The 14,039-nt window shown below is 49.6% G+C and carries 18 protein-coding genes; 17 read left to right on the top strand and 1 reads right to left on the bottom strand.

The features are described from left to right. The first annotated feature begins 12 nt into the window (after positions 1 to 12). The 6 genes from ACOBQJ_RS01640 to ACOBQJ_RS01615 all read left to right on the top strand — a co-directional run bounded on the left by ACOBQJ_RS01640 (position 13) and on the right by ACOBQJ_RS01615 (position 5,290). On the top strand, positions 13 to 948 hold the full coding sequence (locus ACOBQJ_RS01640; RefSeq protein ID WP_421069962.1) for a bifunctional riboflavin kinase/FAD synthetase: 936 nt from the start codon (positions 13 to 15) through the stop codon (positions 946 to 948). Positions 949 to 1,058: 110 nt separating this feature from the next. Then, the gene (locus ACOBQJ_RS01635) at positions 1,059 to 1,283 is read left to right on the top strand and encodes a hypothetical protein (protein WP_421069961.1); all 225 of its coding nucleotides are present in this window, start codon (positions 1,059 to 1,061) and stop codon (positions 1,281 to 1,283) included. A gap of 13 nt (positions 1,284 to 1,296) precedes the next feature. Continuing rightward, entirely contained in the window at positions 1,297 to 1,518 is a 222-nt protein-coding gene (locus ACOBQJ_RS01630; RefSeq protein WP_421069960.1) for a hypothetical protein, read from the top strand. Between the two features lie 84 nt (positions 1,519 to 1,602). Continuing rightward, positions 1,603 to 1,872, top strand: coding sequence for a 30S ribosomal protein S15 (gene rpsO / locus ACOBQJ_RS01625; protein WP_421069959.1), 270 nt, complete (start codon positions 1,603 to 1,605; stop codon positions 1,870 to 1,872). 143 nt (positions 1,873 to 2,015) lie between these two features. After that, the gene (locus tag ACOBQJ_RS01620) at positions 2,016 to 4,223 is read left to right on the top strand and encodes a polyribonucleotide nucleotidyltransferase (protein ID WP_421069958.1); all 2,208 of its coding nucleotides are present in this window, start codon (positions 2,016 to 2,018) and stop codon (positions 4,221 to 4,223) included. 314 nt (positions 4,224 to 4,537) lie between these two features. Next, positions 4,538 to 5,290 carry a polysaccharide deacetylase family protein gene (locus ACOBQJ_RS01615; RefSeq protein ID WP_421069957.1) on the top strand — a complete coding sequence of 251 codons (753 nt, stop codon included), beginning with the start codon at positions 4,538 to 4,540 and terminating at the stop codon, positions 5,288 to 5,290. Between the two features lie 123 nt (positions 5,291 to 5,413). Here the strand turns inward: ACOBQJ_RS01615 and ACOBQJ_RS01610 are convergent, their stop codons facing one another. Next, positions 5,414 to 5,830, bottom strand: coding sequence for a MaoC family dehydratase (locus ACOBQJ_RS01610; protein ID WP_421070114.1), 417 nt, complete (start codon positions 5,828 to 5,830; stop codon positions 5,414 to 5,416). Positions 5,831 to 6,022: 192 nt separating this feature from the next. Between ACOBQJ_RS01610 and ACOBQJ_RS01605 the strand changes: the two genes are divergently transcribed. The 11 genes from ACOBQJ_RS01605 to ACOBQJ_RS01555 all read left to right on the top strand — a co-directional run bounded on the left by ACOBQJ_RS01605 (position 6,023) and on the right by ACOBQJ_RS01555 (position 13,996). After that, on the top strand, positions 6,023 to 6,184 hold the full coding sequence (locus ACOBQJ_RS01605) for a hypothetical protein (RefSeq protein WP_421069956.1): 162 nt from the start codon (positions 6,023 to 6,025) through the stop codon (positions 6,182 to 6,184). 42 nt (positions 6,185 to 6,226) lie between these two features. Then, complete coding sequence (locus ACOBQJ_RS01600; protein WP_421069955.1) at positions 6,227 to 7,489, top strand: M16 family metallopeptidase; 1,263 nt, start codon at positions 6,227 to 6,229, stop codon at positions 7,487 to 7,489. Between the two features lie 31 nt (positions 7,490 to 7,520). Further along, the gene (gene dut / locus ACOBQJ_RS01595; RefSeq protein WP_421069954.1) at positions 7,521 to 7,982 is read left to right on the top strand and encodes a dUTP diphosphatase; all 462 of its coding nucleotides are present in this window, start codon (positions 7,521 to 7,523) and stop codon (positions 7,980 to 7,982) included. Positions 7,983 to 8,118: 136 nt separating this feature from the next. Next, a complete protein-coding gene (locus tag ACOBQJ_RS01590) occupies positions 8,119 to 8,454 on the top strand; it encodes a hypothetical protein (protein WP_421069953.1) in 336 nt (111 codons plus the stop codon). 24 nt (positions 8,455 to 8,478) lie between these two features. Next, positions 8,479 to 8,748: a YlmC/YmxH family sporulation protein gene (locus ACOBQJ_RS01585; RefSeq protein ID WP_421069952.1), complete on the top strand. Its 270-nt coding sequence runs from the start codon at positions 8,479 to 8,481 to the stop codon at positions 8,746 to 8,748. 415 nt (positions 8,749 to 9,163) lie between these two features. After that, entirely contained in the window at positions 9,164 to 10,150 is a 987-nt protein-coding gene (locus tag ACOBQJ_RS01580; protein ID WP_421069951.1) for an SDH family Clp fold serine proteinase, read from the top strand. Positions 10,151 to 10,190: 40 nt separating this feature from the next. After that, a complete protein-coding gene (locus tag ACOBQJ_RS01575; protein ID WP_421069950.1) occupies positions 10,191 to 10,415 on the top strand; it encodes a hypothetical protein in 225 nt (74 codons plus the stop codon). A 90-nt stretch (positions 10,416 to 10,505) separates the two neighbouring features. Beyond that, entirely contained in the window at positions 10,506 to 11,315 is an 810-nt protein-coding gene (dapB, locus tag ACOBQJ_RS01570; protein ID WP_421069949.1) for a 4-hydroxy-tetrahydrodipicolinate reductase, read from the top strand. An 86-nt stretch (positions 11,316 to 11,401) separates the two neighbouring features. Further along, entirely contained in the window at positions 11,402 to 12,295 is an 894-nt protein-coding gene (gene dpsA, locus ACOBQJ_RS01565) for a dipicolinate synthase subunit DpsA (protein ID WP_421069948.1), read from the top strand. 29 nt (positions 12,296 to 12,324) lie between these two features. Then, on the top strand, positions 12,325 to 12,909 hold the full coding sequence (locus tag ACOBQJ_RS01560) for a dipicolinate synthase subunit B (protein WP_421069947.1): 585 nt from the start codon (positions 12,325 to 12,327) through the stop codon (positions 12,907 to 12,909). 67 nt (positions 12,910 to 12,976) lie between these two features. Continuing rightward, positions 12,977 to 13,996, top strand: coding sequence for an aspartate-semialdehyde dehydrogenase (locus ACOBQJ_RS01555; protein ID WP_421069946.1), 1,020 nt, complete (start codon positions 12,977 to 12,979; stop codon positions 13,994 to 13,996). Positions 13,997 to 14,039: the final 43 nt, after the last annotated feature.

The raw sequence follows: 14,039 nt of genomic DNA, 5'->3' as shown, positions 1-14,039 counted from the left end.
AGGTCTCGCACATTGCATATTTATAACAGCTGGAAAAGTCTCAAGAGCAAACATAAAAATATTGTGCTCGGCCTTGGCAACTTTGACGGTGTTCACATCGGGCACCAGAAATTAATTTATGATCTTGTGGCCATGGCGAAAGAGTTAAGCGGCACACCGGCTGTGTTTACCTTTCACCCGCACCCGCTGGCTGTATTAAAGCCGGACAACTGCCCGCCCCAACTTTTGTCACAGGGGTACAAACAGAAAATATTTGCCAGGCTCGGCGTGGAAGTCCTTTTAACGGTGCCTTTTAACCTTAAACTGGCCGGCCTGGCCCCGGAAGATTTCGTCAGGACCGTTTTAACTGAAGAAATCGGCGCCAGGGGTGTAGTGGTGGGCTATAATTATACATTCGGGCACCGCGGCCGGGGGACCCCGGAATTGTTGAAGGATCTTTCCAAAACTTACGGTTATGCGCTGCAGGTGGTCCAGCCAGTGATGGTTGAGGGGCAGACTGTCAGCAGCACGCTGATCAGGCACCTGATAAAAAGTGGTGATGTGTCCGAGGCCGCAAAATTTTTGGGGTATTACCCTTTCGCGGAGGGGGAGGTCGTGACCGGGGAACAGCGCGGCAGGACGCTTGGTTTTCCTACCGCCAACCTTGATATCGACCAGGAACTGCTGGCGCCGGCTAACGGAGTGTACTCAGCAAAGATTTATCATAACGGCGACACCTATTTCGGCCTGGCAAATATCGGGGTTAAACCGACATTTTACGGCAAGAAAAGAAATATAGAAGTGCATTTGCTGGATTTCTGCGAAGACCTCTACGGTAAGCAGATTAAAGTGAGTTTTACCAGGCGCATCAGGGGTGAGAAAAAGTTTGCGACACCTTCCGATCTGATTAAACAAATTGAAATGGACATAAACGAGGCCAGGACGGAATGGTTGAAAGCAAGGGAATAAAAAGCCCCCCGCGTAAATATATTTTCAATAGGCGGCGTTTACATGGATACCGGATTTATGCTACAATTAACGCGTTAACAGTCCCGAAAAAATAAAAGGAGACGTTAACATTGGGCATACCCAAATTCGACTTTCCTGATGATGAGGTTAAAAAGTGGCTTAACCATATCGCCTTAATTTGTCTCAGCGAGGAGTTTCAGTCTCTGAAAAGGGAGCTTGAAACCATCTATCTCCAGTCGAATGTGGAGAATGCCCAACTGGCGGCATTTCAGGACGCTCTTTACGCATTTCTTAACCAGGACGATGATGATAATACGTATCCGGCGCATGCTTAGAGGGTTGCGTTAGATGAAGGTAATTATCACCGATCATGCCCGGAAGCGTTTAAAAGATATGAGGCAGGAAAAGATTACGGTTGCGGATATCGTGTGCGCGGCCAACGGCCTGCCGGGGAGGATACCGACCGCTACCCGGTTTCGAGGGTTCTTCGCGAAATCCGGGCGTGTATTTGACCTTGTCGCCAAAGACATACCGGGCGGACGCCTGGTAATAACAATAATCGGAAAGTGAATTTCCGGTGAACTGCAGGCTAGGGGACTTGTTCTCCAGCGGTTTTCTTGGCCTGTGGCGATTTTGACAAAAGGAGGTGACGGCATGGCCTTGACCACTGACATGAAACAAGAGGTTATTTCCAAGCACAAGATCCACGAGAATGACACTGGTTCCCCGGAAGTCCAGGTAGCGATATTAACGGTAAGGATAAACACCCTGACTGAACACCTGAAACTCCACAAGGGAGACCACCATTCGCGGCGCGGTCTATTGAAAATGGTAGGTCAGAGAAGGGCTTTGCTCAATTATCTGCGAGATCGTCATTTTGATCGATACCGTACTTTAATTGAAAAACTTGGTTTAAGGAAGTAGATACAATAAGCGGGGTTATACCCGCTTATTTGTTGTTCTGAGATAGTGTATTTTTTGTCATAAAAGAAGGAGATAATAGAAAAAAGGACGAAGATATAAGGGTTTTTAATTTTGCTTAATTTTTACAGGAGGATGTCCCCTATATGTTAGAAAAACCGGTATTAAAAAGAGAAATCATGATCGGCGGCCGGCCTATGGTACTGGAGACCGGCAGGTTCGCCAGACAAGCAGGCGGTGCGGTTTTTGTACGTTACGGTGATACGGCCGTTCTGGTTACCGCCACTATGGCCAGCTTTATAAGACCAGGCATCGATTTTTTCCCTCTCACTGTGGATTATGAAGAAAGGTTCTACGCCGTCGGAAAGATTCCGGGCGGTTTCATAAAAAGGGAAGGCCGCCCCAGTGAAAAAGCTGTTCTTTCCTGCAGGCTGATCGACAGGCCGATCAGGCCGCTTTTCCCGAAAGATATGCGCAACGAGGTCCAGGTTATCGCGACAATACTGTCAGTGGACCAGGATCACGCTCCGGAAATAGCAGCGATGGTAGGTGCGTCTGCGGCGCTCCATATTTCAGAGATCCCTTTAAAATATCCAATTGGCGGTGTAATTGTCGGCCGTGTAGACGGTGAATTATTGATAAACCCGGTATTGTCCCAGGTTGAGAAGAGTGATATGCACCTGGTGGTCGTAGGCACCGCTGACGCGGTGATGATGGTTGAAGCGGGAGCAAAGGAAGTCCCGGAAGAAGTGATGCTTGAAGCTATATCTTACGGCCACGGGGTAGTTTCGGAAATTGTAAGTTTCATAGAAAGTTTCAGGGAAGAAGCCCTGGCCATGGGCCTGGCCAAAGAAAAGTTTGTGCCTGAAATTATTGAGCCCGACAGCGCCATGCTGGAAGCAGTCACCGCCGCCGCCACTGAAAAGCTCGACCAGGCCATTCACAGGTGTATTGATGAAAGGCTGTCCAAACACGCGAGAGACAACTACTTTGATGAAATAAAAGCTGAAGTGCTGCAGCAGTTCCTGGAAGAGTATCCCGAGGAAGAAAGTGCTATTAAGAAAATAGTGGACTCGGTTGAGAAAAAGATCATACGCAGGGTCATGACAGTTGAGAAGGTGCGCATCGACGGCCGCGCCATCACTGAAGTCCGGCCCATATCGGTTGAGGTCGGGGTGCTGCCGCGGCCGCATGGTTCCGGTCTTTTTACCCGCGGCCAGACTCAGATCCTCTCGGCGGTGACACTAGGCACCATTTCAGAGGAACAGATCCTGGATGGCCTGGGCGTTGAAGAATCCAAGCGATACATACACCACTATAATTTTCCGCCTTACAGCGTTGGCGAAACGAGGCCGCTCAGAGGCGCCGGCCGGCGTGAAATCGGCCACGGCGCCCTGGCTGAAAAAGCTCTGTACCCGGTCATACCGGTGGAAGAGGATTTCCCTTACACCATCAGGGTGGTATCGGACGCGCTGGAGTCAAACGGCTCCACGTCCATGGGCAGCGTGTGCGGCAGCTGCCTGGCTTTAATGGACGCCGGTGTCCCCATTAAATCGCCGGTGGCTGGAGTCGCCATGGGACTTATAGCGGAAGAAAGTGTTTTTACCGTACTGACGGACATACAGGGCTACGAGGACCACCTTGGCGATATGGACTTCAAGGTAGCGGGGACGGAAAAGGGCATTACGGCGCTGCAGATGGACATCAAGATACCGGGTATTACCAAGGACGTTTTTGAGCAGGCGCTGGCCCAGGCCTATGAAGGCAGGATGCATATCATGGGGAAAATGACTGAAGTGTTACCAGCTCCAAGACCTGAGCTGTCGCCGAACGCCCCGAGAATTATCCATACCACCATCGACCCGGACAAAATCAGGGAAGTCATCGGCCCAGGCGGCAAAATAATAAAGAAAATCGTGGAAGAAACAGGCGCGGATATCGATATTGAAGACGACGGCAGGGTTTTCATCGCCTCTGTAGACCAGGAGAAAGGCAAGAGGGCACTGGAGATTATCGAGTCCATAGTAAAAGAAGTGCATGCCGGTGAAATCTACAATGGCAAAGTCACACGGGTCACCGACTTCGGCTGTTTTGTGGAAGTTGTCCCGGGTGTTATGGGGATGCCGGGCAAAGAAGGCCTGGTGCATATTTCCCAGCTTGAGCACCACCGGGTGAACAAAGTGGAAGACGTGGTCAAAGAAGGGGATATGATCATAGTCAAGGTAATCGGCTACGACAACCAGGGCCGGATGAAGCTTTCCAGGAAAGACGCGATTCCGCTTCCCCCGGGCCAGGAGAACAAAGGCGACCGCGGCGGCCGTCCTCCCAGGCGCAGGGAACATAACAACGAATAATTAATATAGTTCTATGATGTTGAACCCGCATTTGGGTCGTGAGACATGTGCCGTGAGTCGTGGGATTCCAGCATTCCTCAAGGTCTTTGAAACCCTTAAGATCTATCGGTTATTCTCACGTCTCAAGTTCAACTTCTCACGTCTCATTGCACGTCTCATGTCTCATTACTCACGATTCAGTTGGGCAGCCGGTTTCAACACATGACCTTGTAATGTTATTAAAATTAAAAACCTCGTTTGAGGTTTTTTTTTATTTCCAAAATATTTTAGCCTAGAACGGCATAGTTATTTTTTGTAAAGGTAATGAGGGGGGGATGGCAGTGAGAATATTTTATTTTACCTTGAGTAAAAAAGGAATTATATCATGCACATTATTTTTAGCCTCCCTGCTGCTGGTCGGCGCGGCAATTATAAAAACGTGGGACAGCCCGGACAGGGCCGTTATGGCGCCGGTTTACCACGGCAGCGCCGATGAAAAAAAGATATCGCTTACCTTTAATGTTGTCTGGGGAGAGGAGTACATCCCCCAGATCTTAGATATTTTAGGGGAAAACGGCGTGCAGGCCACCTTTTTCATGGGGGGGCTGTGGGTGGATGACTTTCCGGACCTGGCCGGCAGAATTGCCCGGAGCGGCCACGAGGTAGGCAACCATGGCTACTCACACCTGCACCAGGAGAGGATTTCCAAAGCAGCGAACATTGAAGAAATCAGGAAGGCTGAAAAGTCAATAATTAATGTCACGGGGATCAAGCCCAGTCTGTTCGCCCCCCCGTACGGGGAGCGCGGCGACGTAATTCTAAAAGCCGCGGAGGAAGCGGGGTACACCACGGTCTTCTGGAGCATCGACACCATTGACTGGCAGCGGCCCGAGCCTTCCGTAATAACGGACCGCGTGCTTGCCAGGGCGCATAACGGCGCAATCGTGCTGATGCACCCGACTGCCCCCACGGTCCACTCACTGCCGGTAATAATCAAGGAGTTGAAAAAACAGGGCTACCAGCTGGTCAAGGTCTCCTCCCTCTTAGAAAACCTAAATAAAGAAAGCGGCGGGATAGTTGAAAGCTGAAACGTGTCAGGGGGACGGTTCTCTTGACACCATTAGCGCCTGAATTATTACTAAATTAATGACAAAAGCCTCCTGAAGACATCGTTTTCAGGAGGCTTAATGCTGCCATAAGGATAATGTCTTTTATTTCGGCGGCTTTACAGTGGCTGTACCGGTTAGTACAACAGTGCCGTCCTGGTTGGTGCAGGTAGTTTTGATTACCGCGATATTTTTTTCCTGGATTAATTCAATAACCTCGCCTTCGGCCTTGATAGTGTCTCCTATCCTTACCGGCGCCGTGAATTTCAGCTCCTGGGCCATGTAAATCGCCCCGGGTCCCGGTAATCTCATGCCTACAACAGCCGATATCAAACCGGCCGTCAGCATGCCGTGGGCGATCCTGCCCTTGAAAAAAGTATTCTTAGCATATTCCTCATTAATATGGGCCGGGTTTAAGTCGCCGGTGATCCCGGCGTAAAGGTAGATATCGGTTTCGCTTATTGTTTTTTGCACGAATTCTTTTTGCCCGATTTCCAATTCACCGATTTTTTTGCCTATCATCATATCAACCCCTTATTTTATTAATACAAGAGCCTTTAGTTTGTTCAAAATATTCTTTATATTTCCAGCAACTCCTTCATGTTTTTATCAATATTGAATAATTATTTAAAACAAGGGCGGTGCTTATAAATTATTACTTAATAAAATTCACTTTTAAACAAGTTTATGCCGGGGCAAATATATTTTAAATATTTGGCTGGGGAAATGGGAATCCTTGTAGTTGAAAACCAGGTTTTGAGATCATTTCAGGTTGTAAAAATTAAGCTTGCGCGTAAAAAGGCAGAGCGCGCTAAGGCTGTTTTTCGGAAGAATATTTTTTTAAACAGCTTTAAAAAGGATATGACTTATACTTAACGAATACTTTTGATGACGGAATATTAGGAGGTTTTTCATTTAATGTTTAATTTAGTTACCCTGGACAATAAAACGAAGATCCTTACAGAGAACGTGCCCCACGTCCGATCAGTATCCATAGGTTTTTTTGTGGACATAGGCTCACGGTATGAGGCGCCTGACATTAACGGGGCTTCTCACTTCATTGAGCACCTGATGTTCAAGGGGACCAGCCGGCGGACCGCCAAAGACATAGCCGAGGAACTGGACGCTGTGGGCGGCCAGCTAAACGCTTTTACAACCAAGGAATATACATGTTACTATGCCAGGGTGCTGGATGAGCATTTTGACCTGGCTGTTGACCTGCTGGGGGATATGCTTTTTGAGTCAAAATTTGACCCCGCGGACATAGACAAGGAAAGAAATGTTATTATTGAGGAAATCAAAATGTATGAAGACACGCCGGACGAGCTTGTGCATGACATATTTGCCAGCTCGATCTGGCGGGGCCATTCCCTGGGGCAGCCTATTATCGGCACGGCGGATGTAATTAACGGCCTTTCCAGGGACAGGTTGTATGACTACTATAAAACACACTACAACCCCGGCCGGATAATAGTCGCCGTAGCGGGAAACATCAGCCACGACGGGGTTATCGACAGGCTGCGCCGGATCTTTGAAAAAAGAGAAAGCAAAGAGCACCCCAGGCAGATCAATACCCCGGCCACCCAGCGGGAAATCATCTGCCGCAGCAAAGAGACTGAGCAGGTCCACCTAATCGTCGGCGCGCCCGGCCTGAAACTGGACCATGAAAACATATATGTTATGCAGATTATAAATACCATCCTGGGCGGAGGCCTCAGCTCAAGGCTCTTTCAGGAGATCAGGGAGAAAAGGGGCCTTGTCTATTCAGTTTATTCATACCACAGCTCTTACCGGGATACAGGGCTTTTCGGAATTTACGCGGGCTTGAGCAAAAAGAACGTGGACGAAGTCCTGGAGCTGGTATTCAAACAAGTGAGAGATATCCAGGTCAACGGCGTGAAGGAAGAAGAGATGCACAGGGCTAAGGAGCAGCTTAAAGGCAACTTGTATCTGAGCCTGGAGAATGTGAACACCAGGATGAGCAGGCTGGGCAAATCCCAGCTGTACCTGGGAAAGGTCGTTACGCCGGAGGAAATCATAGAAAAGGTGAACAAGGTAAACATTGGCGATATTCAGGAACTGGCAAAAGAAGTACTGGACCCGAAGGGTTTTTCCCTGGCCAGCATCGGCCCGTGGGATGACTGCGGCAGCCTGGAAAGAACTATTAAGAATTTGATCTAAATAAAGTTCTGTATTATAGGTGATAAAACGGATGGATTTTTCAATCAGTGTCAAGGTCAAGCGAGTATTTCAAAACGGGGTGAACGCTCCACCCCTGCCTCAATACGCCACTGAAGGGTCGGCTGGCCTTGATCTGCCCGCCTGCCTTGATTCCCCGCAGGTAGTGGCGCCGGGCGCCAGGGTGAAAATACCGACCGGCATCGCCATCGAAATTCCGCACAGGCACATTGTCGGGCTGGTTTTTCCCAGGAGCGGCCTGGCCACCAAACACGGCATCTCGCTGGCCAACGCGGTCGGGGTCATCGACAGCGACTACAAGGGTGAAATTATCGTGGCTGTATTTAACCAGGGAGACAGTGAATATGTGATCAAGCCGGGAGAAAGGATAGCCCAGCTCGTATTCCTTCCGGTTTTCAAGGCTGATATCGAGGAGACGGATGAACTGAAGGATACCGGCAGGGGAGCCGGAGGCTTCGGCTCCACCGGAAAATAAGCAGTCAACCAGGTGGTTTACAACAGTTTATTATATTTTACATACCATAGCCCGTCTTAACCAGGAGGCGGGTTTTTATTTTATTTGCAATCATATTTCAAGCCTGTCCATAATAAATTATTCTGAGGTGAGAAAAATGGCAGTAGTAATAATTTTCAGCCTGGCAGTATTGCTGCTTGTGGTTGTATCACTGAGGGAAAGGATGCGCCAGCGCTATCTGCGCGAAAAGGACTGGGGTTTTATTGGCGAAGCAAAGCCAAGCCAGATTTCACAGGCTCTGACCAACCTTATCGGCGTAGCCGGGGGCATATACCTTACGCTGGTAATCCTGGCCACCTTTCTGGAACTGCAGATCCCCGAACGTGTGAGCTTCGGCAGGATCAGCCTGGAACCGCTGGCAGCAATATCTATCTTGGTTTCACTGGCACAGCCATACTTTTTTAAGGCGGTTAACGCCTGGAGACGTCTTTAAACTTAGGTGATGGAGGTTTATGATATGAGAATGGGTGAGCTTGTCGGTAAAGAAATAATAAATATTAATAACGGCCGGCGACTGGGCGTAGTGGGAGATTCGGACATGGCCGTAGATATTGAATCGGGTGATATCCAGTCGATTATACTCCCGAGGAGAAATAATTTTATAAACCTGTGGGTGGACAGGCAGCACCTGGTAATACCATGGGAAGCGGTTAAAAAGGTTGGTACTGAAGTGATCATTGTCGAGCTGGACCAGACCAGCCCGCTGTATCAGCGTTATCCAATGTAACATTTGTAGATTGTACGGCTGGAGCAAAACCTGCTAAACTCTCAGCTGACTGTGTCAGGATGTGGAAATTATTTCTTGGATTTGGATCGTGTCACGAGGACAGTTCTGCAGACATACTTGTTCTAAAGACCGTGTCATGATGATGGTTTTTTCTAATAGGCTTTTTCTCTCGAACGTGTCATGAGGACAGTTCTGTTGACACGCTTTTGTCTCAAGATATAATAATTGAAATCGTGTCAACAAAACCGTCCCCAAGACACGCTCGGCAAACCGTCCCCTGATATGGAAGGTAATATTTAACACTTTGACTCCATGTTGAGCATGGAGTTTTTTTTATCATGGTTAAAGCAGGTGTTATTAAGAGAGCCTCTGGTTGACATACTAAAATATGAAAATGTAAAAATGGAGGCGTGGCATGGCCCGACAGCACAGGGTGGAGATAATAAAAAAAATAGGTGAACTGAGAGGTTCTTCTGTCATTTGTTATATTACCGGTGACCGGGATAACGTCAATACCAGGATAGCCCCTGATGTGACGCAGGTATTTTACAGGCACCTGGAGATGTACGGGGACAGCCGGCAGGTAGATCTGCTGCTTTACACCCGTGGGGGCGACGTGCTTACGCCCTGGCGGCTGGTCCACCTGATCCGCGAATACACAGACAGGTTTTGCGTACTGATACCTTTCAGGTGCTACAGCGCCGGAACACTGCTGTGCCTGGGCGCGGACGAGCTGGTAATGACCAGGATGGCCGAGCTCGGCCCGATTGATCCCAGTGTGGTCAACGCTTTTAACCCGCAGGACCCCAACAACCCGAGCGCCAGGATCCCGGTCAATATTGAAGATGTTTATTCTTACTTCGCGCTGGCCGGGGAAAAGGCCGGTGTATGCAGCAGCGACCAGCAGGTGAAAGCCTTTACCATCCTGGTGGAGAAAATTCACCCGCTGGCGCTCGGCAATGTACACCGCAACTATATGCTGATCCGGTCGATGGCAAAAAAACTGCTGGCTATGCACCAGCAGCCTATGGAGGAAGGACGTATAGAGCACATCGTCGACAACCTCACTGAAAAGCTGTATGCCCATAACCACATGATATCGAGACGGGAGGCGGCAGGTGAAATTAACCTGCCCGTGGTCAAGCCGGACTCCAGGCTGGAACCGCTGATATGGTCCCTGTACCAGGATTACTCGGAGGACCTGGCCCTGTCGGAGCCTTTCAACCCGTCTGAGCAGCTCCATGGAGTAAGGAACGAATTTGAAGTGACCAGCGGCTTTGTGGAATCTGTGTACGGCTCGGACGCGTTTGTTTTTTCAGGTGTCCTCGAGCGGCGTGATTACCCCGAGGCCGGACAGGTCAAGGTAAATATTCTGAAACAGAAGTGGCGGACAATATCCTGATAGATGTACCCAACCAATTTAAATTTTGGGGAGGAAAACGATGGACAATAGAGACGTACTCATAAAAGATGTCAATGTGGTTTTTAACTACCAGACCAATGAAACTAAATATTATCTTTTAACCGGCGGCACAGGTTACCCGCTGGCTGAATTCAGTTACCCCCTGCTGCCGGGAGGAGGCAGTACTGGAGACGTCCTGGTGGTGCCTGAAATGAGGCAAAAGACTGCGAATATCACATCTGATACAGAGAATTTAAATTATTAAAATATTGACATATTTTTTTATATGTATGAAAATTAACTTTATATAAATCTTGGTATGGACTATTATTCATTTGCACAAGGGGGTACCGGGTTGATTGAAGTAATGGTTACCGGCGCGTACGGGCGGATGGGCCGCGAGGCTGCCAGAACTGTATGGGACGCCGACGATATGTTATTGGCCGGGGCTGTCGACGGCCGGGGTGAAGGCACAGATATCGGGCAGCTCATCGAATGCGGCAGCACAGGCATAAACATCGAAAATGATCTTGAGGAGTTCTTAAAATCCAAACGCCCGGACGTGGCAGTGGATTTTACCGGCCCCCAGGCAGTATACCATAACGCTCTAAAATATCTTGAGTATGGTGTGAGGCCGGTTATTGGGTCTACAGGTCTTGATGCCGGGCAGATTAAAGAAATTATTGACCTGTCTGAAAAAAGGGGGATCGGCGGCCTGGTTGCGCCGAACTTTGCCATCGGCGCGGTCCTGATGATGAGGTTTGCCGCCGAAGCCGCCAGGTTTTTGCCGGACGTGGAGATAATTGAAATGCACCATGACCAAAAAATCGACGCCCCGTCAGGCACGGCCATTAAAACTGCTGAAATAATATTAGAACAGCGGGGAGATGAGTACAAGCAGGGGCTGGCCTCTGAAATTGAGACCCTGCCCGGGTCGCGCGGCGGAAATTTTTCGGGAGGGATCCGCATCCACAGTGTTAGGCTGCCGGGCCTGGTGGCACACCAGGAAGTAATTCTCGGCGGCTTGGGACAAACCCTGACTATCAGGCACGATTCTATCACCAGGGAGTCATTTATGCCCGGAGTCCTTTTAGCTGTACGCAGGTCGTTGAATTTAAACAAGGTGGTGTATGGCTTAGATAAGCTGCTGTTTGAAACAGTATAACTAAATATGAACAGGCACCTCCGTTTCCTGAAACTCATATAATGTTGTAAACGTGAGACAAAGTCTCTTAAGGAGTTTTGAGGGACGTGCAGATTAACCTGAAGGGGATAAGCATCGTTGTGTTGGGCGGTGACGCCAGGTCACTGGCCATGATGGAAGACCTGACCGCATCCGGGGCTGTTGTCAATGCCGCTGGAATGCCTGCTGATGTCATTCCAGCCGGCGTTCATTACTTCAGCGAGCCTGAAGCATGCCTGGCCGGCGCCGGTGCTGTTATCCTGCCGGTACCGGGGATGAGTGAAAAGGGATACCTACACAGTCCCCTGGCCGCGCAGCCCCTTGCGTTTACAGAGGACCTGGCGGCGCGCTTCCCGCCGGGCATTCCGGTCTTTGTCGGGGTGGCGGGGCCGGCTCTGGCCAAAATAGCCGCCAATTCAGGACTTCGTTTGATTGAATTAATGAAGATGAACGAAGTGGCTATTTTAAATTCCATCCCTACTGCGGAAGGAGCCGTGCAAATGGCGATGGAAATGCTGCCCATCACCATACACGGCAGCTGTGCCTTCGTCCTGGGGTTTGGCAGGACCGGGGCCACGCTGGCACGCCTTCTCGGTTCGATGGGAGCCAGGACCATGGTTGCTGCCAGAAGGCCTGAATACCTGGCCCGGATTACCGAATTGAACCTCACGCCTGTGCCGTTTGCAGATATGCCTCATTACCTGGACGAAGCTGACGTGATATTTAACACCGTCCCGGTACCGGTTTTGACAGGCGAGGTTCTGGAAAAAGTACATCCCGGCACGCTGATTATTGATTTGGCATCAGCGCCGGGCGGTGTCGACTTCCAGAGAGCGGAAAGCATTGGCGTCAAGGCCGTTCTGGCGCCGGGCCTGCCGGGTAAAGTAGCGCCCAAGACTGCCGGCCGGATCCTGGCAAAAGTGGTGATCAGGTTACTGCACGAGGAAATGGCCGGGAATTAATTCGGCTCTTGGTTACGGAGGTGCTCTACATGCGTTTAAAGGGGATTAGAGTCGGATTTGCCCTGACTGGATCTCACTGTTGTCTTGGCCAGGTGATGCCGCAGGTACGCAATCTAGTTAATGAAGGGGCCGAGATATTTCCAATCATTAGCAGCTCTGTTGACACAACGGACACCAGGTACGGTACCAGTGAAAAGTGGAAAGGCATGCTCAGCGAATTTACCGGAAGGCCGATTTTCAAAACCATCACAGAGGTAGAGGACGTCGGCCCTAAGAAATTGTTTGATATTATGGTGGTCGCGCCCTGCACCGGCAACACTCTGGCTAAAATCGCAAACGGCATCACTGACGGGGCGGTGCTGATGTCAGTAAAAGCACACCTGCGCAACCAACGCCCGGTGGTGCTGGGTATATCCACCAATGACGGCCTGGGTTTAAACGCCAAAAATATCGGACTTCTGCTCAATATAAAAAATATTTATATGGTGCCTTTCGGACAGGATAATCCAGTTGAAAAACCGAATTCTTTAATAGCCAAATGGGACCTTGTCATAGATACGGTGCTTGAGGCTCTTAAAGGGAAGCAGTATCAGCCCGTTTTAACCTTTTATTAGAATCAAGTATTGATTACCTGATTTTGAAATATATTAAATAATTTTTGCTGTTAATGGGGTGAAACACATGAGAAAGTACAATGTAGCGATCGTCGGCGCCAGCGGCGCAGTCGGACAGGAACTGATTAAAATACTGGAGGAGCGCGACTTTCCGGTGGGAGAGCTCAAGATGTGCGCGACCACCCGTTCAGCGGGCAAAGAGCTGCTCTTCCGGGGGAAACCGCATGTTGTTGAGGTGACGACACCCGAATCTTTTAACGGGATTGATATCGCCCTTTTCGCGGGCGGGATCGCCAGCAAGGAATTTGGCCCGGCTGCGGTTGAAAGAGGGGCGGTGGTTATTGACAACAGCAGCAATTTCAGGATGGACCCCGCAGTGCCGCTCGTGGTGCCGGAGGTTAATCCGGAAGATGTGAAATGGCATAAAGGCATTATTGCCAACCCCAATTGTTCAACCATACAAATGGTGGTGGCTCTAAAACCAATACATGATGCTGCTGTAATCAAGAGGGTGGTGGTAGCGACTTACCAGGCAGTATCGGGGGCGGGCCGGGAAGGCATAGATGAATTAATGACACAGACAAAAAGCTTGATGGAACAGGGGGAAGCAAATCCAAAAGTTTTCCCGTACCAGATTGCTTTTAACCTGATCCCTCACATCGATGTTTTCATGGACCTGGATTATACCAAGGAAGAATGGAAAATGGTGCGAGAGACACAGAAGATACTGCACGACGATTCGATCGCAATTACCGCGACCACTGTAAGGGTCCCGGTAGCCCGCAGCCATTCAGAGGCAATCAATATAGAAACCGAGAAAAAACTCACTGCCGCCGAGGCGAAAAAGTTATTTGAACAATTCCCGGGCATTATAGTGGTAGATGACCCGGCTGAAAAGAAATATCCCATGCCTTTGTTTACATCTGACCGCGACGAGGTTTTTGTGGGGCGGATCAGGGAAGACAATTCGATCGCCAACGGCTTGAATATCTGGGTGGTGGCGGACCAGATCCGCAAGGGCGCGGCCACCAACACGATCCAGATCGCCGAGTTGGTAATCAAATACGGATGCTCGCCGGTTAAATAGAATTTTTTTTCTAAGGCCGGCAAACATCCAAGGGAGGCCGGTC

This window comes from Pelotomaculum propionicicum (assembly GCF_048984525.1).
Classification (GTDB): domain Bacteria; phylum Bacillota; class Desulfotomaculia; order Desulfotomaculales; family Pelotomaculaceae; genus Syntrophopropionicum; species Syntrophopropionicum propionicicum_A.
The sequence above is the reverse complement of the archived record's forward strand: the minus strand, read 5'-3'. Positions and strand labels throughout refer to the sequence as shown.